This is a genomic window from Pseudomonas syringae group sp. 26L6 (assembly GCF_032587815.1).
In the GTDB taxonomy this organism is placed as follows: Bacteria; Pseudomonadota; Gammaproteobacteria; order Pseudomonadales; family Pseudomonadaceae; genus Aquipseudomonas; species Aquipseudomonas amygdali.
The window spans coordinates 178,264-200,624 of the sequence record NZ_JAWHPJ010000054.1 but is presented as its reverse complement, the minus strand read 5'-3'; the positions used below and the strand labels follow the sequence as shown (position 1 = coordinate 200,624).

26 protein-coding genes are annotated in these 22,361 nt (G+C 60.5%); 14 read left to right on the top strand and 12 right to left on the bottom strand.

What is annotated here, in order from left to right; all coding sequences use genetic code 11:
• The first annotated feature begins 88 nt into the window (after positions 1–88).
• Positions 89–691 (top strand): recombination mediator RecR, encoded by a 603-nt coding sequence (recR, locus tag RYA97_RS23770; protein ID WP_016980906.1) that lies wholly within the window; start codon positions 89–91, stop codon positions 689–691.
• 21 nt (positions 692–712) lie between these two features.
• On the opposite strand, the gene RYA97_RS23765 is transcribed toward recR, so the two are convergent.
• Positions 713–1,036, bottom strand: coding sequence for an EscU/YscU/HrcU family type III secretion system export apparatus switch protein (locus tag RYA97_RS23765; RefSeq protein ID WP_016980905.1), 324 nt, complete (start codon positions 1,034–1,036; stop codon positions 713–715).
• Positions 1,036–2,673 carry a flagellar hook-length control protein FliK gene (locus tag RYA97_RS23760; RefSeq protein WP_016980904.1) on the bottom strand — a complete coding sequence of 546 codons (1,638 nt, stop codon included), beginning with the start codon at positions 2,671–2,673 and terminating at the stop codon, positions 1,036–1,038. Before RYA97_RS23760 ends, RYA97_RS23765 begins: the two co-directional genes overlap by 1 nt.
• Before the next feature lie 190 nt (positions 2,674–2,863).
• Between RYA97_RS23760 and ccmA the strand changes: the two genes are divergently transcribed.
• Genes ccmA through RYA97_RS23710 form a run of 10 tightly spaced genes read left to right on the top strand, consistent with a single transcriptional unit; the run spans position 2,864 to position 10,242 of the window.
• The gene (gene ccmA / locus RYA97_RS23755; protein WP_011169058.1) at positions 2,864–3,505 is read left to right on the top strand and encodes a cytochrome c biogenesis heme-transporting ATPase CcmA; all 642 of its coding nucleotides are present in this window, start codon (positions 2,864–2,866) and stop codon (positions 3,503–3,505) included.
• The gene (gene ccmB / locus RYA97_RS23750) at positions 3,502–4,173 is read left to right on the top strand and encodes a heme exporter protein CcmB (RefSeq protein ID WP_005780512.1); all 672 of its coding nucleotides are present in this window, start codon (positions 3,502–3,504) and stop codon (positions 4,171–4,173) included. The genes ccmA and ccmB overlap by 4 nt, the downstream gene beginning before the upstream one ends.
• 54 nt (positions 4,174–4,227) lie before the next feature.
• Positions 4,228–5,031 (top strand): heme ABC transporter permease, encoded by an 804-nt coding sequence (locus RYA97_RS23745; protein WP_005780514.1) that lies wholly within the window; start codon positions 4,228–4,230, stop codon positions 5,029–5,031.
• The gene (gene ccmD / locus RYA97_RS23740; RefSeq protein ID WP_002554222.1) at positions 5,028–5,204 is read left to right on the top strand and encodes a heme exporter protein CcmD; all 177 of its coding nucleotides are present in this window, start codon (positions 5,028–5,030) and stop codon (positions 5,202–5,204) included. Before RYA97_RS23745 ends, ccmD begins: the two co-directional genes overlap by 4 nt.
• Positions 5,201–5,668, top strand: a complete 468-nt coding sequence (gene ccmE, locus RYA97_RS23735) for a cytochrome c maturation protein CcmE (RefSeq protein WP_005754652.1) — start codon at positions 5,201–5,203, stop codon at positions 5,666–5,668. Before ccmD ends, ccmE begins: the two co-directional genes overlap by 4 nt.
• Positions 5,669–5,671: 3 nt before the next feature.
• On the top strand, positions 5,672–7,645 hold the full coding sequence (locus RYA97_RS23730) for a heme lyase CcmF/NrfE family subunit (RefSeq protein WP_010198041.1): 1,974 nt from the start codon (positions 5,672–5,674) through the stop codon (positions 7,643–7,645).
• Positions 7,642–8,178: a DsbE family thiol:disulfide interchange protein gene (locus tag RYA97_RS23725; RefSeq protein ID WP_002554219.1), complete on the top strand. Its 537-nt coding sequence runs from the start codon at positions 7,642–7,644 to the stop codon at positions 8,176–8,178. Before RYA97_RS23730 ends, RYA97_RS23725 begins: the two co-directional genes overlap by 4 nt.
• Entirely contained in the window at positions 8,175–8,645 is a 471-nt protein-coding gene (locus RYA97_RS23720; protein WP_004665807.1) for a cytochrome c-type biogenesis protein, read from the top strand. Before RYA97_RS23725 ends, RYA97_RS23720 begins: the two co-directional genes overlap by 4 nt.
• Complete coding sequence (gene ccmI, locus RYA97_RS23715; protein WP_046832740.1) at positions 8,642–9,823, top strand: c-type cytochrome biogenesis protein CcmI; 1,182 nt, start codon at positions 8,642–8,644, stop codon at positions 9,821–9,823. The genes RYA97_RS23720 and ccmI overlap by 4 nt, the downstream gene beginning before the upstream one ends.
• Before the next feature lie 11 nt (positions 9,824–9,834).
• Positions 9,835–10,242: a hypothetical protein gene (locus RYA97_RS23710; RefSeq protein ID WP_005780519.1), complete on the top strand. Its 408-nt coding sequence runs from the start codon at positions 9,835–9,837 to the stop codon at positions 10,240–10,242.
• Positions 10,243–10,301: 59 nt separating this feature from the next.
• Here the strand turns inward: RYA97_RS23710 and RYA97_RS23705 are convergent, their stop codons facing one another.
• A complete protein-coding gene (locus RYA97_RS23705; RefSeq protein WP_005780521.1) occupies positions 10,302–11,300 on the bottom strand; it encodes a sulfate ABC transporter substrate-binding protein in 999 nt (332 codons plus the stop codon).
• Positions 11,301–11,403: 103 nt separating this feature from the next.
• Positions 11,404–12,237, bottom strand: a complete 834-nt coding sequence (locus RYA97_RS23700) for an ion transporter (RefSeq protein ID WP_005780523.1) — start codon at positions 12,235–12,237, stop codon at positions 11,404–11,406.
• A 424-nt stretch (positions 12,238–12,661) separates the two neighbouring features.
• On the opposite strand from RYA97_RS23700, the gene RYA97_RS23695 reads away from it, so the two are divergent.
• Positions 12,662–13,207, top strand: coding sequence for a GNAT family N-acetyltransferase (locus tag RYA97_RS23695; RefSeq protein ID WP_005780525.1), 546 nt, complete (start codon positions 12,662–12,664; stop codon positions 13,205–13,207).
• 20 nt (positions 13,208–13,227) lie between these two features.
• On the opposite strand, the gene RYA97_RS23690 is transcribed toward RYA97_RS23695, so the two are convergent.
• From RYA97_RS23690 to RYA97_RS23665, 6 genes are all read right to left on the bottom strand, one after another.
• On the bottom strand, positions 13,228–14,661 hold the full coding sequence (locus RYA97_RS23690; protein ID WP_117139566.1) for an efflux transporter outer membrane subunit: 1,434 nt from the start codon (positions 14,659–14,661) through the stop codon (positions 13,228–13,230).
• Complete coding sequence (locus RYA97_RS23685; protein WP_005733732.1) at positions 14,658–15,542, bottom strand: HlyD family secretion protein; 885 nt, start codon at positions 15,540–15,542, stop codon at positions 14,658–14,660. Before RYA97_RS23685 ends, RYA97_RS23690 begins: the two co-directional genes overlap by 4 nt.
• A complete protein-coding gene (locus RYA97_RS23680; RefSeq protein WP_005744635.1) occupies positions 15,539–15,748 on the bottom strand; it encodes a DUF1656 domain-containing protein in 210 nt (69 codons plus the stop codon). Before RYA97_RS23680 ends, RYA97_RS23685 begins: the two co-directional genes overlap by 4 nt.
• Positions 15,745–17,832 carry an FUSC family protein gene (locus RYA97_RS23675; RefSeq protein WP_005780529.1) on the bottom strand — a complete coding sequence of 696 codons (2,088 nt, stop codon included), beginning with the start codon at positions 17,830–17,832 and terminating at the stop codon, positions 15,745–15,747. The genes RYA97_RS23680 and RYA97_RS23675 overlap by 4 nt, the downstream gene beginning before the upstream one ends.
• Complete coding sequence (locus tag RYA97_RS23670) at positions 17,829–18,281, bottom strand: MarR family winged helix-turn-helix transcriptional regulator (protein WP_002554194.1); 453 nt, start codon at positions 18,279–18,281, stop codon at positions 17,829–17,831. Before RYA97_RS23670 ends, RYA97_RS23675 begins: the two co-directional genes overlap by 4 nt.
• A gap of 278 nt (positions 18,282–18,559) precedes the next feature.
• Complete coding sequence (locus tag RYA97_RS23665) at positions 18,560–18,799, bottom strand: hypothetical protein (protein ID WP_010198023.1); 240 nt, start codon at positions 18,797–18,799, stop codon at positions 18,560–18,562.
• Positions 18,800–18,836: 37 nt separating this feature from the next.
• On the opposite strand from RYA97_RS23665, the gene RYA97_RS23660 reads away from it, so the two are divergent.
• Entirely contained in the window at positions 18,837–19,505 is a 669-nt protein-coding gene (locus tag RYA97_RS23660; RefSeq protein ID WP_005733740.1) for a polysaccharide lyase family 7 protein, read from the top strand.
• A 19-nt stretch (positions 19,506–19,524) separates the two neighbouring features.
• Here RYA97_RS23660 and RYA97_RS23655 read toward each other — a convergent pair whose 3' ends face one another.
• Positions 19,525–20,913, bottom strand: a complete 1,389-nt coding sequence (locus tag RYA97_RS23655; protein WP_054072754.1) for a heavy metal sensor histidine kinase — start codon at positions 20,911–20,913, stop codon at positions 19,525–19,527.
• Positions 20,892–21,581, bottom strand: a complete 690-nt coding sequence (locus RYA97_RS23650; RefSeq protein ID WP_005780534.1) for a heavy metal response regulator transcription factor — start codon at positions 21,579–21,581, stop codon at positions 20,892–20,894. The genes RYA97_RS23655 and RYA97_RS23650 overlap by 22 nt, the downstream gene beginning before the upstream one ends.
• Positions 21,582–21,751: 170 nt before the next feature.
• Here RYA97_RS23650 and RYA97_RS23645 point away from each other — a divergent pair, with 170 nt between their 5' ends.
• Positions 21,752–22,357, top strand: a complete 606-nt coding sequence (locus RYA97_RS23645; protein WP_004657065.1) for a hypothetical protein — start codon at positions 21,752–21,754, stop codon at positions 22,355–22,357.
• Positions 22,358–22,361: the final 4 nt, after the last annotated feature.

Sequence of the window (22,361 nt, the reverse complement as noted above, 5' to 3'; positions counted from 1 at the left end):
GTTGGTCGCAGTATCGAACACCTCAATTGACGCTCACGGCAACGCGCGGGTATAAACCGCGTCTTGTGTTTTTGTCGGATTTTTCTCCATGAGCTTCAGCCCCCTGATTCGCCAGTTGATCGATGCCTTCCGCGTGCTGCCGGGCGTCGGTCAGAAAACCGCTCAACGCATGGCGTTGCAGCTGCTGGAGCGCGACCGCAGCGGCGGCTCACGGCTGGCGCTGGCCTTGGGGCAGGCGATGGATGGCGTTGGTCATTGCCGCTCATGCCGCACCCTCACCGAAGAGGAGCTCTGCCCGCAATGCGCCGACCCGCGCCGTGATGACACGCTGCTGTGTGTGGTGGAAGGGCCGACGGATGTCTACGCGGTGGAGCAGACCGGTTATCGCGGTCGCTACTTTGTGCTCAAGGGCCATCTGTCGCCACTCGACGGCCTGGGACCGGAAGCCATCGGCATTCCGCAACTGATGGAGCGTATCAGCCAGCAGGGCACCTTCACTGAGGTGATCCTCGCCACCAACCCGACGGTGGAAGGCGAAGCGACGGCGCATTACATCGCCCAGTTGCTCCACGAAAAAGGCCTGGTCGCGTCGCGCATCGCCCACGGTGTGCCATTGGGTGGCGAGCTGGATCTGGTCGACGGCGGCACCCTGGCGCACTCGTTTGCAGGGCGCAAGCCGATTTCGTTGTGATGCGCACTTGTTCCTGCGCTATCAGTAGCGCGGGGTAATATCCCGCTCCACAGGCGGCGCATCCGGGTCCTGGCCTGCCGGAAACTTGCCTTTCAGGTGCCAGGCGAAGGCGATGATTTCGGCAATCGTGCGGTACAGCGGCTCGGGGATGCTATCGCCCAGTTCCATGCGTGCCAGCAGTTTGACCAGTTCGGCGTTCTCGTAGATCGGCACTTCATATTCACGGGCAATGGCCAGAATGGCCTCGGCCAGCTGGTCGTCGCCCTTGGCGCTGAGCGTCGGGGCCTGTTGGCCGTCGTAGCTCAGGGCAATAGCCTGGCGCGGGACATGGTCGGGTAGGGACATCAGGCGTTCTCGTCAATCCAGCGTTGTTCAAGGGCGGTGCGCGGGCCACTGGGCGGTGCGCCGTGGCTGCAGGCCAGTTCGCCCACTGCCAGGCCGCAGGCAATCAGCCGCTCGCGCAAATATCCCAATTCATGTTCAATCAAGACCGCGCTGTCGGGCCGCTCGGCCCACAGCTGACTGGACAGCGTGCCGCGCAACAACTGCGCATGCACCTGCAGCGGCCCCAACGGTTCAAGGTCGAATGCCAGATCGACTTTCCAGAGCTTTTCCCGGGTTTCCTTGACCTCGACATCGTCACGGTCTTCGGCAGCTTCCTGATCCGGCTTGTCTTCACGCTGCACCTTGACCTGCAAGGGCACGATGTCATGCGCGTTACGCATTGGCACTTCCAATTGCCAGGTAGTCACCTGAGTGCCGTCGGCATTGGTGCGGGTCTGCTCCAGACCGCCCAACTGGTGGCTTTGCAGGCGCGAAACAGCTGCCGCAGCCAGCTTGAGCAGAATCTCCAGGTCGTCCTCTTTTTCGCCACCGCTGACGTTGCGCGACGGCAGCGGAAAGATGCTCGGCTGGGTGCGTGCGGCAACCAGCCCAAGGGTGCCCAGGGCATTGCGAATCGCGTTGGGCATGGCCCGCGCCAGGGTATTGGACGCAGCGGCGGCGCTGTAAGTGGTGTTGTCCGGCAACCCCGGAAGAATCTGCGCAATCAGGCGCATCAGGTTGGCTTTCATGTCCGGAACCTGAGCCGGATTGAGCCCGGCAAGCAGCTTCGCTTCCAGAAACACGCCGCTGGCATTGAGGGCCTGGGCGACGCCTTTCGGTGTGCTCATCTGCTCTATGTCGGGCAGATCGTCCAGCAACTGGCTGATGGCGGCTTGCAGCGGGGCACTGATCGCTGAGTTGCTGGCAGGGCTGGCACTGGTTGTATTGGCTGATTGCAGGTTTTGCAGGGCGTTGATCAGGTTATCCAGCGAGCCCTGGCGGTTTTGCTGAGCAGCCAGTTGCTGCGCCACGGCCAGTTGATCGAAACGACCGGGCAGGGCGACGAAGTTCAGCGCCTGGTTGCCTTGTACCTGCGCGCTCAGCAGGCTGCCGACCGTCAGCGGCTGCGGGCTTTCGATGGTCAGGCTGGAGCCCGCCAGCGCAGTATTGAGCAGCATCACGATGGAGCGATAAGTGGGCGTTGCGGCACCCGGGTTTTGCGTGGCCAATTGATTGACTGCCTGCGCGATCACCTGGCTGGTCATGACCTTGCCCTGCAACAGCGTGCCGACCGGCAATTGTTGCGTATCGATGCTGGTCATCGAGTTTTTCAGTGCGCTGTTGATCTGTTGCAGCGTCAGCGTCAGTTCGTTGGGCGACGCTTGCGCTACTTGCAACAGACTGCCGGGCGTGAACGGTACGCTGCTGGTGACCTGCAGGTTGGTCAGGCTGCCATTGGCGAGTACCAGCCGCAGCAGCAACTGGAAGTTCTGGTTGACCTGCTTGAGGGTCAGCACTTCGGCGTCGACGGTTTCGCCTTCGGGAATCAGATTATCCGCCGATTGCAGCAGGGTCAGCACCTGCGCAGGGGAGATGCCGGCGCGCAGCAGGGTGGTGGTAGGGATTGTCGCCGGGACGCTGGTGATGTCGCCTGTCATTGAAATATCGACCTGAGGAAATTGCCCCTTTGATAACAGGACTCGCATGTATAATACCGGCCAAAACCGGACCAGCCGCCATTAACTTCTCTTCATGTAACGGCCATATCACCCCCGACTTGAACCGCCTTTTACTGCGTATGTGTCTGTTTTGGTACATTTCGCGACGCTCCAGCACTGGAAACGCCCGATGATCCCAGCCCCCCCATTTTTGCAAGCGACGGCTCTGACGTGTGAGCGGGACGGGCGGATGCTGTTCGAAAACCTTGATCTGCAGGTGCGCACGGGGGACATGCTGCAGGTCAGCGGTCCCAATGGCAGTGGCAAGACCAGCCTGCTGCGCCTGTTGTGCGGGCTGATGCAACCCACGGCCGGGCACGTGCTGCTCAACGGCCAGCCAGCGGGCCGCCAGCCGACAGCGCCGGGGCTCAATCTGTTGTGGGTTGGCCATGCGTCGGCGCTCAAGGACCTGCTGACACCGCTGGAGAATCTTTCATGGCTCTGTGCGCTTCATCATCCTGCCGATGCCGATGCCATTTTCAATGCGCTCGACGCGGTCGGGCTGGCAGGTTTCGAAGATGTGCCGTGTCACACCTTGTCGGCCGGGCAGCAGCGTCGCGTCGCGCTGGCGCGTCTGTATCTGCCAGGCCCGCCACTCTGGTTGCTAGATGAACCGTTCACCGCGCTGGATCGCCAGGGCATTGCCCAACTGGAAAACCATCTCGCCGGGCACTGTGAAAAGGGCGGCATGATCATCATGACTACTCATCACACCCTGAGCCGCCTGCCTGCGGGCTATCGGGATATCGATCTGGGGCAGTGGGCAGCATGAGCAACGTCTTTGCCCTGCTGATCGTCCGTGAGTTTCGCCTGCTGGCCAGGCGTCCGGCAGAGCTTGCCAACCCGCTGGTGTTCTTTGCGATAGTGGTCGCCTTGTTCCCGCTGGCACTGGGGCCGCAGACGCAATTGTTGCAAGCCTTGTCACCGGGGCTGGTCTGGGTCGCGGCACTGCTGGCCGTGTTGCTGTCGCTGGACGGGCTGTTTCGCAGTGATTTCGAGGATGGCTCGCTGGAGCAGTGGGTCCTTTCGCCGCACCCGCTGGCCCTTCTGGTCTTGAGCAAAGTGCTGGCACACTGGGTTTTTTCCGGGCTGGCACTGGTATTGTTGTCGCCCTTGCTGGCGCTGATGCTGGGGCTGCCGGTGCGGTGCCTGCCGGTGTTGATGGTGTCGCTGCTATTGGGCACGCCAGTGCTCAATCTGTTGGGTGCAGTGGGTGCGGCGCTGACCGTGGGTTTGAAGCGCGGCGGCCTGTTGCTGGCGTTGTTGATTCTGCCGCTGTACATCCCGGTATTGATTCTGGGCAGCGGTGCGTTGCAAGCCGCGCTGCAAGGCATGCCAGCGACTGGCTATCTGCTGTGGCTGGGCTGCCTGAGCGTGCTGGCGATCACTCTGACCCCCTTTGCGATAGCCGCTGGCCTGAAAATCAGCGTCGGTGAATAAATTGAGGTTCCGGGATCGAGAATTCGATGCCGGTCAACACCCTGGATACACCTGATGAAAAGCAACGCCATGAAAAGCAGCATCGGTTGGGCCTGGTTGCACACACTCGGCTCACCGAAAGGGTTTTACCGCATCAGCTCACGCTTGCTGCCGTGGCTGAGTGTGGGTGCTGCACTGCTGCTCGGCATCGGCATCATCTGGGGGCTGGCGTTTGCGCCGCCGGATTACCAGCAGGGCAACAGCTTCCGGATCATTTATATCCACGTGCCTGCCGCCATGCTCGCCCAGTCCTGCTACGTCATGCTGGCCCTGTGCGGCGTGGTCGGGCTGGTCTGGAAAATCAAACTGGCCGATGTCGCGCTGCAATGCGCTGCACCCATTGGCGCGTGGATGACCGCGCTGGCACTGGCGACCGGCGCGATCTGGGGCAAGCCGACCTGGGGCGCGTGGTGGGTCTGGGACGCGCGCCTGACCTCAATGCTGATTCTGCTGTTCCTGTATTTCGGCCTGATCGCATTGGGCAATGCCATCAGCAACCGCGCCAGCGCTGCCAAGGCCTGTGCACTGCTGGCCATCGTCGGCGTGGTGAATATCCCGATCATCAAATATTCGGTCGAGTGGTGGAATACCCTGCACCAGGGCGCGACGTTCAGCCTTACGGAAAAACCGGCCATGCCTGCCGAAATGTGGCTGCCGTTGCTGTTCACGGTGTTGGGTTTCTACTGCTTCTTCGGCGTCGTATTGCTGCTGCGTATGCGCCTTGAAGTGCTGCATCGCGAGTCGCGCACCCAGTGGGTCAAGGCCGAGGTTCTGCGGAGCCTGGGGCAAACGCCAGAACCGTCGGAGGGCAGGTCTTGAACTTCGCGTCATTCAGCGACTTTCTCGCCATGGGCCGCCACGGGCTGTTTGTCTGGTCGGCCTACGGTCTGTGCCTGTTGGTGCTGCTGATCAACGTGGCAATGCCGCTGGTGGCGCGCCAGCGGTTCCTGAAACAACAGGCGCGTCGCCTGAAGCGGGAGAATCGTTGGTGAACCCGTTGCGCAAAAAACGTCTGTTGATCATTGCCGCCCTGCTGGCTGGCGTCGGGCTGGCCCTGACCCTGGCGCTCGGTGCGCTGAAGGAAAACATCAATCTGTTCTACACCCCAAGCCAGATCGCCAACGGCGAAGCACCGCTGGACACGCGCATTCGCGCTGGCGGCATGGTGGAAAAGGGCTCATTGCAGCGTTCGGCGGACTCGCTGGATGTGCGTTTTGTGGTCACCGATTTCAACAAGTCGGTGACCATCACCTATCGCGGCATTCTTCCCGATCTGTTCCGCGAAGGGCAGGGCATTGTCGCGTTAGGCAAGCTCAATGCGCAGGGTGTGGTGGTGGCCGATGAGGTGCTGGCCAAACATGACGAGAAGTACATGCCGCCCGAAGTCACCAAGGCGCTGCGCGACAGCGGCCAGGCGGCACCGGGCGGCTCTTCCACACCTGCGAAACAGGGCTGATCGATGATTCCCGAACTCGGCCATCTGGCGATGATTCTGGCACTCGGCTTTGCGCTGGCGCAGGCGATTATTCCGCTGATCGGTGCATGGCGCGGCGACCGCCTGTGGATGAGCCTGGCGCGTCCGGCGGCGTGGGGCCAGTTCAGTTTTCTGATCTTTGCCTTCGGTTGCCTGACCTACGCGTTCATGACCGACGACTTTTCCGTTACCTATGTGGCGCAGAATTCCAACACGGCGCTGCCCTGGTACTACAAATTCAGCGCCGTGTGGGGTGCGCATGAAGGCTCGTTGCTGCTCTGGGCGCTGATTCTCGGCGGCTGGACCTTCGCTGTTTCGGTGTTTTCCCGGCAATTGCCCCAGGTCATGCTGGCGCGGGTGCTCGCCGTGATGGGCATGATAAGCCTGGGCTTCCTGTTGTTTCTGATCCTCACCTCCAACCCGTTCGCCCGTCTTCTGCCGCAAATGCCTGCCAACGGACGCGATCTCAACCCCCTGTTGCAGGATATAGGCCTGATCGTGCATCCGCCGATGCTCTACATGGGCTATGTCGGTTTTTCCGTGGCCTTTGCCTTTGCCATCGCCGCCTTGCTTGGCGGCCGACTCGACGCCGCCTGGGCGCGCTGGTCGCGGCCATGGACGCTGGTAGCCTGGGCCTTTCTCGGTGTCGGGATCAGCCTTGGCTCATGGTGGGCTTATTACGAACTGGGCTGGGGCGGCTGGTGGTTCTGGGACCCAGTGGAAAACGCCTCGTTCATGCCATGGCTGGTGGGCACTGCGCTGATTCACTCGCTGGCGGTCACGGAAAAACGTGGTGTGTTCAAGAGCTGGACGGTGCTGCTGGCGATTGCCGCATTTTCCCTGAGCCTGCTGGGCACGTTTCTGGTGCGTTCCGGGGTGCTGACTTCGGTGCACGCTTTCGCCTCGGACCCGGCACGCGGCGTGTTTATCCTGATGTTCCTGCTGGTCGTGGTGGGCGGCTCGCTGACCCTGTTTGCGATTCGTGCGCCGGTGGTCAAAAGCCATGTCGGATTCGGCCTGTGGTCGCGGGAAACCCTGTTGCTGGGCAATAACCTGTTGCTGGTGACTGCTGCGTCGATGATCCTGCTGGGTACCCTTTATCCGCTAGTGATCGATGCCATGAGCGGAGCCAAGATGTCGGTCGGCCCGCCGTATTTCAATGCGCTGTTCGTACCGTTGATGGGGCTGTTGCTGGTGGTCATGGCGGTCGGCGTGCTGGTGCGCTGGAAGGACACACCGCTGAAATGGCTGCTGGGCATGTTGGCACCGGTACTGGTTGGCAGCGCCGTGCTGGCAGTGCTCGCCGCTCTGCTCATGGGTGATTTTCAGTGGGCGGTGCTGGCCACCTTCATGCTCGCCGCCTGGGTGCTGCTGGCCGGGGTTCGCGACCTGCTCGACAAGACCCGTCACCAGGGCCTGCTTCGCGGCGCGCTTGGCCTGACCCGCAGTTATTGGGGCATGCAGCTGGCGCACCTTGGCATTGTGGTGTGCGCGCTGGGCGTGGTGTTGTCCAGCCAGAACAGCGCCGAGCGCGATTTGCGTATGGCCCCTGGCGAGTCCACTGAGCTGGGCGGTTACGTCTTTGTATTCGAGGGCGCGAAGCATTATGAAGGGCCGAACTTCACCTCCGATCGCGGCACCGTTCGCGTCTTGCACAACGGGGCGCAGATCACGGAACTGCACCCGGAAAAACGTCTGTACAGCGTGCAGCAGTCAATGATGACTGAAGCAGGCATTGATGCCGGTTTCAGCCGTGATCTTTACGTAGCATTGGGTGAACCGCTGGGCAATGGCGCATGGGCCGTACGGGTTCACGTCAAACCGTTTGTGCGCTGGATCTGGCTCGGCGGCCTGCTGACCGGTCTGGGTGGTGTGCTGGCGGCGTTTGACCGTCGTTATCGCACGCGGGTCAAAAGCAAGGTGCGCGAGGCATTGGGCATGTCAGGAGTTGCACTGTGAAGCGCTGGGTCATGCTCCTGCCGCTGGCGTTGTTTCTCGGCGTGGCGGCGTTCCTGTATCGCGGTTTGTATCTGGACCCCGCCGAGCTGCCGTCGGCGCTGATCGGCAAGCCGTTTCCGCAGTTTTCGCTGCCCGAAGTTCAAAGCAGCCGCGTATTGACCCGCGCCGACCTGCTAGGCAAACCCGCGCTGGTCAATGTCTGGGGCACTTGGTGCGTGGCCTGCCGGGTCGAGCATCCCGTGCTAACCCGGCTGGCGCAGCAGGGCGTGCTGATCTACGGCGTTAACTACAAGGACGTCAACGCCGACGCGCTGAAATGGCTCAAGGAGTTTCACGATCCTTATCAGCTGAATATCCGTGACGACGACGGCTCGCTGGGGCTGAACCTGGGCGTGTACGGTGCGCCGGAGACCTTCCTGATCGACCGTCAGGGCATTATTCGTTACAAACATGTCGGGGTCATCGATGAGGCAGTGTGGCGAGAAAAGCTCGCTGCCCGTTACCAGCAATTGGTTGATGAGGCGCAGCCATGAAGCGCTGCCTGATGATTGTCCTGCTCAGCGTGCTGTGCTCAGGCATCGCCCACGCCGCTATCGACGCCTACACCTTTCGCGACGATGCCGAGCGTGCCCGCTACAGCGAACTGACCAAAGAACTGCGCTGCCCCAAATGCCAGAATCAGGACATTGCCGATTCCAATGCGCCGATTGCCGCCGATTTGCGCAAGGAAATTTACCGCATGCTGGGTGAAGGGCAGAGCAATCAGCAGATCATCGACTTCATGGTTGATCGCTACGGTGACTTCGTTCGTTACAAACCCAGCCTCAATGCGCGCACCTGGTTGCTCTGGTTCGGCCCGGCCGGTCTGCTGATCGGCGGTCTGGTGGTGATCGGTTTCATCGTCGGGCGGCGTCGCAAGGCGCACTCCGAACAGGCCGATGTGCTTTCCGAGGATGAGCGACAACGCCTCGCCGCTTTGCTGGATGACCACCGCCCATGATCGATTTCTGGATCGCGACCGGGCTTCTTTTGCTCGTGGCGCTGGGTTTTCTGCTGATACCAGTGCTGCGCGGCCATCGTGCGCAACGTGAAGAAGACCGCACAGCCCTGAACGTGGCGTTGTATCAGGAACGGCTGGACGAGTTGCAGGTTCAGCAAGAGCAGGGCGTGTTGTCGGTGACGCAATTGCAAGGCGCTCGTGCCGAAGCTGCGCGCGAGCTGCTCGCCGACACTGAAGGCGCAGAGCCTGCCCGCACATCGCGTCTGGGCAAGCCCTCGCTGGTGCTGGCTGCGGTGCTGGTCCCTGTATTGGGGCTGGCGGGTTATCTGCAACTGGGTGCCAGTGACCGGGTTGAACTGAGCCGGGAATTCTCTCGACCACCAACCTCGCTGGCAGACCTGACCCAGCGCCTGGAGCGCAGCGTGCAGGCTCAGCCGGATTCAGCCGAAAACCTGTATTTTCTGGCGCGCAGCTACATGGCGCAGAACCGCCCCGGTGACGCCGCGCAGATGTTCGAGCGCTCGGTGACACTGGCCGGAAGATCGCCAGAGCTGCTCGGGCAATGGGCGCAGGCGTTGTATTTCGCCAGCGACAAACACTTCACCGCACAGGTGCAGGCGCTGACCGACGAAGCGCTGCAGGCCGACCCCAACGAAGTCACCAGCCTCGGCCTGCTGGGGATTGCCGCGTTCGAAACACAGCGTTATCAGGCAGCGGTGGATTACTGGACCCGCCTGCTGGCGGCGTTGCCCGCGCAGGACGCTTCGCGCTCGGCGCTGGAAGGCGGCATAGCCCGCGCCAGAGAAAACCTTGCCGGGCAGGCCGCGCCGGTCAAGGCCAGGGCGCTCAAGGTGCGTGTCACGCTGGCTGCCTCGCTCAAGGGTAACGTTCAACCGGGTGACAGCGTGTTCATCTTCGCCCGTGCAATCAACGGCCCGGCCGCGCCACTGGCGGTCAAACGCATCACGGTGGCGGACCTGCCTGCCGAGGTTGAACTGAGTGATGCCGATGCAATGATGCCGCAACTGAACCTGTCGAACTTTGCGCAAGTCCAACTGGTTGCGCGAGTGTCTCGCGCAGGGCAGCCAACCACCGGTGAGTGGGTTGGCCGCAGTCAGCCGCTGGCCAGCGACATCGCGGCGCAGCAGTTAGTGACCATCGACAGTCCGGATAACTAGAGAAATTGCTTATGTACCGTACCGCACGCATCACCTTGTTGGGGCTGGTCGTTGGCCTGAGTGCCTGTGCTGTCCAGCATCCGGCACCGCCTCACAGCCAGGATCCGATCCTTAACCTGCCGGGCGGCCAGCAACCCGGCGCACCGCGCCCGAACACGGCGCCTGCCGAGCCTGCCAAAGCGCCAGCCGCAGCGCCGAAGACCTCGGCCAGTTTCGCCCCGCCACCGGGCGGTGGCAGCCATTGGGACCCGCGCCTGGGCGTGTACGTGATGGACGATCAGCCCAACACCTTCTATCGCCAGCGTACTTACTATCAGTGGAACAACGGCTGGAGCTGGGCAACCAACCCTAACGGTCCGTGGCAGGCGACCGACGCCAGCGGCGTTCCGTCTGGGCTGGGTAAGCAGTTCAGTAACTGATTCAAGCCTGCAAATGAAAACGGCGACCTGATGGGCCGCCGTTTTGCGTTTCGGGGGACTTATTTGCCCGGATAGATCTGGTCGAACACACCACCGTCAATGAAGTGGGTCTTCTGCACTGTGCGCCAGTCACCGAAGGTTTTCTCGACCGACAGAAAGTCCACTTTCGGGAAGCGGTCGGTGTATTTGGCCAAGACCTGCGGGTCGCGTGGTCGCAGGTAGTTTTTCGCCGCGATTTCCTGACCTTCCGGTGACCACAGGTATTTCAGGTAATCTTCGGCCAAGGCGCGGGATTGTTTCTTGTCCACGACCTTGTCGACCACACTCACTGGCGGCTCGGCTTCTGCCGACACGGACGGGTAGACCACTTCAAACTGGTCGCGACCGAATTCACGAGCGATCATTTCCGCTTCGTTTTCGAAGGTCACCAGCACGTCGCCGATCTGGTTGGTCATGAACGTTGTGGTCGCGCCTCGACCACCTGTGTCGAGCACGGGCACATGGCGGAACAGTTCGCCGACGAATTTCTTCGCGGCCGCTTCATCGCCACCTTTTTTCAGGGTGTAGCCCCAGGCCGACAGGTACGTGTAGCGGCCGTTGCCCGAGGTTTTCGGGTTAGGCACGATGACTTCCACGCCATCCTTGATCAGATCCGGCCAGTCTTTCAGGGCTTTCGGGTTGCCCTTGCGCACGATAAAAACAGTGGCCGAGGTGAACGGCGCACTGTTATTCGGCAGGCGGCTGACCCAGTCTTTCGGCACCAGCTCGCCATTGTCGGCCAGCGCGTTGATATCGGTCGCCATGTTCATGGTGATGACGTCAGCCGGCAGCCCGTCGATGACCGAGCGCGCCTGCTTGCTCGAACCGCCAAAGGACATCTGCACGGTCACGTCTTCATTTTTCTCGGCTTTCCAATGCTTCTGGAAGGCGCTGTTGTAGTCCTTGTAGAAATCACGCATCACGTCGTAGGAGACGTTGAGCAGCGTCGGGGCTGCCTGGGCAGCGCTGGCAAAGGCCAGGCCAGCGGCCAGTAGCGAGGCGGCGAAGAGTTTATTCACTGCAGGGTCCTTGAGATGAAGAGTCGTGTGTAAAGCCTGATGGCGTAATGCCGCGACACTATCAGTATCGCGCCTGCTGTTTAAAGACTGAAAAGGTCTTTGCTTATGCCTTGTGCTCTACTTTTGCAAACAATTGATTACCGCAGCGCGAACAGAACGCCGCGCCGTGCTCGTGGAAATTCTTCGAGCACACCGGGCAATCGTGTTTCAGCTGTTCGCCGCGCATGGCATTGGCCAGTTCGGCGGTGAATATACCGGTGGGCACGGCGATGATCGAGTAGCCGATGATCATCACCAGCGACGAGAGCATCTGCCCGACCGGTGTCTTCGGCACGATATCGCCAAAGCCCACAGTGGTCAGGGTCACGATAGCCCAGTAAATGCCTTTGGGGATGCTGGTGAAGCCGTGCTCCGGGCCTTCGATCACGTACATCAGCGTACCGAACACCGTGACCAGAGTGGAAACGGTGACCAGAAACACGATGATCTTCTGCTTGCTGCCGCGCAGCGCAGCCAGCAAATAGTTGGCCTGGCGCAGATAAGTGCCGAGCTTGAGCACCCGGAAAATCCGTAGCATACGGATGATCCGCACGATCAGCAGGTATTGCGCGTCGCTGTAATAGATCGACAGAACCCCCGGCACAATGGCCAGCAGGTCGACCAGCCCGTAGAAACTGAACGCGTACTTCAGCGGTCGGGGCGAGCAGTACAGGCGCAGGATGTATTCGATCGCGAACAGCAGCGTAAAGCCCCATTCGATCCAGGCGAACAGCATTGCGTAATCGCGATGAATACTCTCGATGCTGTCGATGACCGTGACCAGCAGGCTGAGCAGAATCGCGACCAGCACAATCTTGTCAAACGTTCTGCCGGCAGGCGTATTCGCCTCGAAAATAACGATATGCAACCGCTCGCGGCGGCTGAGAGAGGTGTCCATGGTGCTTCCCGAAGCAAAGATCGGCAGAGCCTAGGAGCATTGGGCAGGTGAGTGCAAGCACACAACACCTGCGGGAGCGAGTCGTGCGACGCTTCGCCTGCTCGCGAAGAGGTCGTTATAGCCCGCGTAAACAGGGTGTTTGGAGCAACGTCTTCGTGAGTAAGCTCACTCCCACAGAAGTCTTTATTCACAGTTCGACAGGCGGCAGCCCCCGCTTTTCGGGTTCTTGTAAGACCTACGTAGACAGATCGGCGCTGGAGCGTAAGGAACGACAGCCTCAATTATCGTGCGACGCTCTGCGTCGCATACCGTTTTGGACGCTCCGCGTCCTCTTGTGGCGCAGAGCGTCCAGTGCTGGAATCATCAGGGCTGCTTATAACAAGCCAGGTGGTGAGCGTCGGCAATGGCTGACGCGGGAGGATGCATGCAGTATTCAGGTGAGGGCTTTTCGATCAGAGTATTGGCGTTTGATGATTGCGAGTTGATCAACCGTTACGAAAAGGCCAATCGCAAGCATCTGCAGCCTTGGGAACCGTTCAGGGACGATGACTATTTCATTCTCGAAAACGCCAGATCCAGGGTTCAGCAGCAGTGGGAAAGCATGCAGTCCGGCAGCGCGGTTTTCTTCCTCGTCATCGACTCAGACGGCGGCGAATTGCTGGGGCGGTGCAGTTACACGAATATCGTGAGGGGCGTTTTTCAGGCCTGCAACCTCGGCTTCTCGCTGGCAGAGACTGCTCAGGGGCGTGGCTTGATGCAAAGGGCGCTTGAGGTGAGCAATCGCTATTGTTTCGAACAGATGTGGCTGCATCGAATCATGGCCAGCCACATGCCAGCCAATGTACGCAGCGAGCGACTTCTGCAATCACTCGGCTTCGAAAAGGAAGGGTACGCGCGCGCCTACCTGAAAATTGCCGGAGTTTGGGAAGACCATGTCCTGAGGGCACTGATCAATCCGAACGAGGCCTGATGGCGAGGCGAGCGCCTTTCCTACTTCTGCGCCACGTCATCCTTCTCCCAGCCGCCGCCGAGCGCCAGAAACAGGTTGATCTGTCCCATGGCCACCTGGGTGTTGGCTTCGGCCATTTGTGCGCGCACGTCGGTGTAAGTGCGTGTGGCTTGCAGGTCAGCGAGGAACGAGGCGCGTCCGGCCTGATAGAAACGGTGGGTCTGGTCAGCCGCTTCCTTGGCCGATTGTTCGGCTTCCTTGAGAGCATCGCGACGGTCGAGCAGGGCGGTGTATTGCGCCAGACCGGTCTGGGTTTCACGGATGGCGTTGAGCACTACACCGTCAAAGCGCGCCAGAGCAGCCTGGGCCGAAGCTTCGGCCTGATGGATGCGTGCGCGTGAGCCGTTGGACGGGATGGTCCAGTTCAGCAGCGGCCCGAAGCCCCAGCGGTTGGCGGCCGGTTTGCCGAGGTTCTCGATCAGGCCGGTAGTGCCGATGCTCGCGCCGATGCTGATGTCCGGATACAACTCGCCGGTGGCAACACCGATCTGCGCAGTCGACATTGCCAGATGACGTTCAGCCTGACGCACATCCGGGCGGCGTTTGAGCAGTGTTGCGCCGTCGCCTACCGGCATGACCTGCGCAATGTGCGGCAGCGCATTGCAGCTGCTGACCCCGGCGGGCAGTTGCTCTACAGGTTTGGCCAGCAGCATCGACAGGCGGAGCATCGCCGCCTGACGCCGCGCTTCGTAACGGGGCATTTCGGCTCGCAGTGACTTGAACTGCGTCTGCGAGCGAGTGACCTGGGTTTCATCGCCTCGCCCGGCATCGCGAAGACGCTGGTTGAGGGTTACGCTCTGTTGCTGCAGGTCCAGCGATTCGCGGGCGATGTCGAGTTCTTCGTTGGCAGCGCAAATCTGCGTGTAGGCGCGCACCACATCGGCGACTACGGTGACACGTGCCGTATCCACCGCCGCCTGATTGGCATCGACATTGGCCTGCGCTGCTTCGATGCCGCGCTGCAAGGTGCCGAACAGATCGAACTGATACGACGTAGTCAGACCCACATCCCCGACGTTGGCGACCGGCACCTTGTCGGTCAGCAGAAACGCTTCGCCTGATTCCTGCACGCGCTGTGCGCCGATTTTCGCGCCGTTGGTAAATCCGCCCGCCGCCTCGGCCTCCGAGGTCTGGTAGCGGGCGCGCTGCAGGTTGGCGGCGGCGATGCGCAGGTCGGTATTAGAGGCAATGGCCTGGCGCACCAGTTCATCCAGACGCGCATCCTGATACAGCCGCCACCAGTGCGCAGGCACCGGGGCCGATACCGTATTGACCGAGCGCCCGGCCAGTTCGCCCTGTAAATCCGGACGATTGATCGCGCCATCCTTGGGCAGTTGGTAATCCGGCCCGACTACCTGACAGGCCGACAACACGGCAGTAAAACCGAGTGCGGCCACGCGTAAGGCACGTTTCATCGTGTGCCCTCCTGCGTATCGTCGATGATTGACACCGTTGCAGTACGCCCGGCGATCATACGGAAGTCGGCAGGTACGTCATCGAAGGCAATGCGTACCGGAATGCGCTGTGCCAGACGCACCCAACTGAAGGCCGGGTTGACGTTGGGCAGCAGGTTCGAGCCACTGCTGCGGTCGCGGTCTTCGATGCCGGCAACGATGCTCACCACATGGCCGGTCAGCCGTGCGTTGTCACCGATGACACGAATGTCGACACCCTGGCCGACATGAATGCCGTCCAGTTTGGTTTCTTCGAAATAGCCGTCGATATGGAACGATGCGGCATCGACCACCGATAACACCGGGCGCCCGGCGGTGACAAATTCATGGTCGCGGGGCGCGCGGTCGTTAAGGTAGCCGTCCACCGGGCTGCGGATCACCGAACGGTCCAGATTCAGCTGCGCGGCATCCACTGCGACCTTTGATTCACCGAGCGCAGAAAGGGCACGCGCTTCGCGGGACTGGCTTTCTTCCAGTTGCTCACGCGCCACCAGGTTGCCCAGGCCACGGTTACGCTTGTTCTCGCGGCGTGCCTGCTCCCAGGTTTCCTGGCGCTCGGCGACTGTCGCCTGCGCCTGACGCAAGGCCAGGCGGAAGCGGTCCTGATCGATGGTGAACAGCACCTGGCCCTTGTGCACGGGCTGATTGTCGGTGACTTCGACCTTCTGGATCAGCCCGGACACGTCCGGCGCGATCTGCACGATATCGGCGCGAATATGCCCGTCGCGGGTCCACGGCGCGTACATGTAATACATCACCATGCGCCACACAACGACGGCGGCCAGAGTGACAACCAGCAGGGTCAGGACCACGCGGCCCAGTGTCAGTATCGGTTTTTTCATGTCATCAGGTATCGACTTAGAGTATCCACGGCGCCGAGCAACAAAGCGTATAGACCTACGTTGAACAAAGCCCGGTGCCAGACCAGACGGTAGAAGTGGGCACGCGACAGCAGCGCGTGCACGGCGAGAAACAGCAGATAGGCGATGCCCATCATCGCCAGGAACGTGGGGATGAAGATCCCGCTGATATCCAGATCACCGATCACAGGGGCGCTCCGTCGATGTTATGCGGCAGTTGCTCGGTCAGTTCGCCGCCCACGGTGACAATCTCGACCCCCGGCAACAAGGCCAGACGCAGGCCGCTGAGGGCGTGCAACAGATGCAACCGGGCCGGGTTGTCGCCCATCTCCTGAGCCGTCAACGAACGGCGTGCGCGGTCCATGGCCATCAGCAGGCCGCGGGGCGCGGGCAGCCTTTCACCGGCCTTGCGACAGTGTTTGAAATAGCCGCTGACTTCATCGATCACCTGACGCAACAGCACCTGGGCCGCAGGCGTGGCGCGTCGGGTGTAGGCCAGCAGGTCGAGCATGTTCAGCGCGACCCGCAGTTCACGCAGGGCAATCCCGGTGTCTTGCGCGGTGAGCGTCAAACGCGGCAGTTGCTGCATCAGGCGGTCGAGCATTTGCACGCCCATGCGCCGGTGTTCGGCCAGAGACGCGTCTTCACTGAGGCTGGCGATGTCACGCCAGCTGAAACGGGTCAGACGCTTGACCGCCAGTTCAACCCCGAACGGGCGGAACACCAGCGTCCAGATAAAGGCGAACAACAGCCCGGCAGGTCCGGCCAGGTTGGAGTTGAGAAAGTTCATGAAGTCCGCGTCGTAGGCGCTCTGAATGCTGATGAACGACGAGGTGTTGACGATGGTCAGCAGCGTGCCGAGAAAGAAGCGCGGTTGCACAGTCAGGGTGCCGACGCAGATGAAGGGCACCGCAAAGGCCAGCACCAGCATCGGAAAGTCGTGCAGGTTAGGCAGCACCACGAACAGGTACAGGCTGGCAAATACCACCGAAAGCAGAGTCCAGAAAAAGAACCGGTAGATTTGCGGGGCAGGGTCGTCCATGGCTGCAAAGAAGCTGCACGACACCGCTGCCAGCGCCACGGCACTGGCGCCGTCTTTCCAGCCCAGCAGAATCCACAACACCGATGCAGCGATGATCGCCAGCACCGTCGAGGTCACTGAATAGAGCATCAGGCCGCGGTCCAGAAACGGCGTCAACCGACCCAGACGCCAGTGGCGATAGACCGCTCTCCATGGCGATTGATCGTCTGTCTTGATCGCATATTGCAGGGTCCGGCAATCCAGCCACAGGTCAATCCACTCGCCGAGCCTGAAAAGCGTGTTGGAGAGCAGCAGCTGATCGCGGTCGTCCAGTTGCGTAGAGTTCGGCTGAAGGCGTTCCAGCTCATCATGCAACTGTTGCCATTGCTCCCGTTGCGGGCCGTCGGCAGTGCTTTCAAGCCAGTCGCAAGCCTTTTGCAGCACGGGTTTCAGGCTGGCCAACAGCTCAGGCGTGCGTCGCTCCAGCGCCCATAATGCGTCATCCAGTGCATCGATGACCGGCAATAGATGGATCATCCGGCCGCGCAGCTCATTGGCGTTGCGTACGGTTTGCTTGCGTGCGCCCTCGTGGCTCAACTGGCCGATCATCATTTCCAGAGAGTTGAAGCTGCCAACCATCGAATTGCGCAGTGCGCCGATTTCCTCGGGCTGACAGGTGCGGCTGATAAAGCGCTGGCTGTAGGTCGAGGCGTCACTGAACCATTTTTCCGTGGTGGCCTGAAATACCGGTGCCAGACGTCTGGGCCAGAACATTGCACCCACGACGGCGGCGCAGATGATGCCGAGGAAAATTTCTTCGGTACGCGACACGGCGATGTCGAACACGGCCTGCGGGTTGTCGACCACCGGCAGGGAAATCAGCGGCATGGTGTAACCCGCCAGCATCAGTGCGTAGCTGTTGGCCGTGCGCAAGTGCAGGGAAAGGAACAACAGGGTGCCGGTCCACAGTCCGACCACGATGGCCAGTAGCAAGGGCGTCTGTACGAACATCGGTACCAGCAGCACCGACGCCGCTGCACCGGCCAGGGTGCCGGCGGCTCTGTACAGGGCTTTGGAGCTGGTCGGGCCGACAAAGGGGCTGGAGACAATGTACACCGTGGCCATGGCCCAATAGGGGCGAGGCATTTCCATCAACAGCGCGATGTACAGCGCCAGCATCGACGCGCCGAAGGTACGCACGCCGTAGAACCAGTCGCGTGCCGGTGGGACGCTGGAGAAAAATCCGTTCAAACCTGCCCCCCGTGCTCACCTTGTGCAGCCTCGGCGAAGGCCTGAAATACCCGCAAGGTGGCTTCGAGATCGGCAGGTTGAAGGCCCTGAAGCACATCCGCCCGCAGACGCGTCAGCTCCTGTTCTATCGAGCCTGCCAGCGCACGACCCTTGTCCGTAAGGCTGAGGGCCTTGGCGCGGCGATCATTGGGGTCTTCGCTGCGGCAGACGATGCCGGCCTTGCACAGCTGGTCGAGCAGGCGCACCAATGTCGGGCTTTCCATGCCGGCCGCCTGCGCGACTTTTACCTGATGCACGCCGTCACCCAGGCGCGCAATGGCCAGCAGTGGCCCGGCACATGCTTCAGAAATTTCATAGGTGACCAGTGTGTTCTGGCAAATGCGTCGCCATTGGCGAGAGGCGGCTACCAGGCCGCTACTGACAGCGCGATGCAGTGGGTCGACAAGCATGAATCACCGGGGGCTGAGTCGTGAACAATTTAGTTAGGAACAATATTGTTAGGGAGGATATTAGTAGGATGCTAACTAATATCTCGTAACAAGTTCTTGCAGTCAACCCGTAACTGCCCAGTGGTGCTTTTTGGGTCGCAGGGACGCCCGAAAGGGTTTTTTGAGGGAGCGTAGAGGCGATGAACGGCTGTTTGCGTCCGCTTTTAGCGGGGAAAGTTCATTATTTCAAAAAATAATTGCTACCGTTCGTCGGTAATAAGCCCAAAAATGCCGAGCTTTTACTCAGCCTCATTCAAAAAAATGGCGCGGCACCCGATAGAAGGGTCCTGATGAATCGCCGTCTGCAGCAAATGGATGGCAATCTGCCTTGTGTCGTGATCTGACATCAAAGTAGTGGCATCGGTCTTTTTGTGGCGGTTTATTGGCGTCATTGCGTTGTCGTTGCTGTTTAAAAAATAAACGATTGAGCCGATAGTCTGGTTGACCACAACGGGCCAGCACGCCCGTTCCAGAGCCATTCTGTCGGTGCGCAATGCGTACCTTGCGAGCTACTCCATGATCGACCTTGCCACCTGGAATCTTTCCGTCCCTGTCGGAAGTCCCGCTACCATCATTGAAACCCCCAAGTTGGTTAAGGGTTATCGGGATGGCTATTTTCAATCCGGGGATACGCTGTTTTTCTGGGCACCGGTGACCGGTTCCACCACAGAGAACGCCAAGTACCCGCGCTCCGAATTACGCGAGACGACGTCCGATGGCAGGGTCTTCAACTGGGCCTACTCAAGCGCTGACAATTTTCTGCGCGCGACGCTGGAGGTCGATCAAGTGCCTTCCACGGGCAAAATCGTGATCGGTCAGATTCACTGCTACCAGAGCACCGAGCCGCTGCTGAAGGTGGAGTACCAGTACAAGGAGAAGCTGCAGACCGGCAATATCGTCGCCAAGTTTCGTCGTACGCCAGACTCGGAAATCGAGGTCATTACCATTGCGCAGGGCGTGCCGCTCAACAAGCAGTTCAACTACACCATCAACCTGTCGCCCAGCGGCGACCTGACGGTCAATGCCTTCGACGCAGTCTGGTACGCCAAGCTGGATTCAGCCTGGGCCAGTAAACTGTTCTACTTCAAGGCAGGGGTCTATACCCAGGACAATACCGGTTACACCACTGAAGGCGGTTCGGCCACTTTCTACAAGCTGGCCATTGCCCACGAGAAAAAGAATTGATCGTTACGGTCTGGAAGATTCAGACCGCTGGAAATATCAGACTGAAGCAGATTCTGCCGGCGGCGGGTTGAGCCACTTCGACCCGCCCGCCATGCAGGTGCATGATTGCTGTAACAATGGCCAGCCCCAGGCCGTTGGAGTCCGAGCGCTCATGGCGCGAGGCGTCACCCCGATAGAAGCGGTCGAACAGTCGCGCGAGCGTGGCTTGGGGTAATACCGGGCCCTGATTTTCTACCTCGATTCGCCACTGACGATCAACTGCCGCAACACGAATCAGGATTTCGCTGTTTTCATTCGCATAGCGAATTGCGTTGGCGACCAGATTGCTCAGTGCACGGCGCAGCAGGATCGGGTCGGCCAGCAACGTGCCTTGTCCGCTGTGGCTCAGCCGAAGATTACGCTCTTCAGCCAGCCCTTCGAAATAACCAGCCACGCGTTGCAATTCATCGTGCAGGTCCAGCGGCTGGCGTTCCAGCGCAGCCTGGGCTTCGTCCGCTCGAGCCAGAAACAGGATGCTTTCCACCAGCCTTGAGATACGTTCCAGCTCTTCCAGATTGGAAGCCAGCAGGACCTGATATTCGTCGGCGCTACGGTTCTGGCGCAAGGCAACCTGGCAGTGGCCCATCAGCGAACCGACCGGCGTACGAATCTCGTGGGCCAGATCGGCGGAGAACTGCATCAGGCGTCGATAGCCATCGTCCAGACGGTCAAGCATGGCATTGAAGGCATCGCTCAATTGTTGCAGCTCGACAGGCGTGTCGTGGCTGTCGAGCCGTTTGTGCAGGCTGGCCGGGGTTATTGCGGCAGCGTGGGCGGCCATTCTGCGCAGTGGGCGCAAGCCGCGTCGCAGCAATACGTAACCCAGCACGGCGGTAATCAGGAACGCCAGCGCAACGGCGATATAAATGCTCTGCCGGAAGCTGGCGAGCATGGCCATCTCCTTGACCATCAGGTGCGCGGCCTGCAAGCGCACTGCAACGCCATTGGACATTACTTGCACCGCCGCGGCACGCAACGGCACGCCTTGCAGGCTCAGGCCGCTGCGCAGGTCATCGACCCGTAAAGGCTGATCCTGCGCCACGGTCGGTAGCTCTGGCAGTGGCGCGCGTTGCGGGTTGACCGATATCACCGGTGGCTTGCCCGGTTCGCCGATGATGAAAATATCTTCCTCGCTGTCGAGCATGTTCTCGAACAGTTGCGGGCTGCCTTTGAGGTTGTCCATCGTCAGGTCATAGCGCAACAGCTTGCGGAAATGATCGAGCCGCGCCAGTACCGCGTGGTCGCTGCGTTGCATGACCGTTTCTTCTATGGACTGGTACAGATAAAGCCCCGCGCCGCTGACCGTAAGCATGGCCACCAGCGCGAAGGCGAGGGTAGAACGCAGGGTCAGGGAAGGCTGGCGTCGCATGACCGCACCTCACACACATAACCGATACCGCGTACGGTGTGGATGAGCTTGACCGGGTAGGGCAGGTCGACCTTGCTGCGCAGGCGCTTGATGGCGACGTCCACAACATTGGTGTCACTGTCGAAATTCATGTCCCAGACTTCCGAGGCAATCTGTGCCCGTGACAGCACGTCGCCTTCGCGGCGCAATAACAGGTGTAGCAGGGCAAACTCTTTGTTGGTCAGCACGATGACCTGCTGCTGACGCGTCACGCGGCGGCGCAGCAGGTCCAGTTCAAGGTCGGCCAGATGAAAATGGTCTGCCTCGCGCACCACGCCCCGGCGCAGGATGGTGCGGATGCGCAGCAGCAGTTCAGTGAAGGAAAATGGCTTGACCAGATAATCGTCGGCGCCCAGTTCCAGGCCGCGAATCCGGTCCTGCAACTGGTCGCGCGCGGTGAGAAACAGCACCGGCACGTCCTGCCGGGCGCGCAGTACTTCGATGATTTGCCAGCCGTCGATGCCTGGCAGCATCACGTCCAGCACGATCAGGTCGTAGCGGTTTTCCAGTGCCAGGTGCAGGCCGTCGGCACCGTGCTGGGTCCAGTCGACCTTGTAGCCGGATTCACCCAGGCCCTTCTTCAGGTATTCACCGGTTTTGGTGTCGTCTTCAATCAGCAGGATATGCATCGTTTTGTCCGCTACGCTTTTGCAGGCACCCACGGTGCGCCGATGCCAAAGTCTAACCAGTTGCCGACAAGGTGTCCGGCGAATGACAAAAATGTCATTGCCCGGTCATTCTGCGGTGCCGGTAGCGGTGCAAGGATGGGTTTCAGATATCAACTGCCAAGGAAGTACCGATGAAGACTGCACTCTCTACAACGTTCGGCCTGCTGTTGCTCAGCGCTGCTGTCATGACTCAGGCTGCTGACATGAAAGTGGTCAAACCCATGCGCGGGACCGTCGACAGCGTAAGCGCCGACACACTTGACTTTACCACCCGTGCGGGCCAGCACCAGAGCATCAAACTGACTGAAAAGACCGGTATTCGTCTTGTATCCGAAGCCGATTTCAAGCAGATCAAAGGTGACAGCTTCGTGGGTTCGGCTGCCATTCCCCAGGCTGATGGCACGTTGAAAGCGCTGGAAGTGACCGTGTTTGAAGCGAGCCTTAAAGGCAGCGGCGAAGGCCATTATGGTTGGGAAAACGCGGATGGCAGCACGGGCACCATGACCAATGGCACCGTCGGCACGCTGGCCGGGGCTGATGGTCGCACGCTGACCGTCAAGTATGAGGGTGGCGAGAAGAAGCTGGTGGTGCCACAGGATGTGCCTATCGCCTACGTTGAACCGGGCAAGGTCGACCAGTTGACCAAAGGCGCCAAGGTCGTGGTGTTCCCGGCTGACGACGGCAAGTCGGCACGTGGTGTCGCAGTCGGCAAGGACGGTTTTACCCCGCCGATGTAATCGC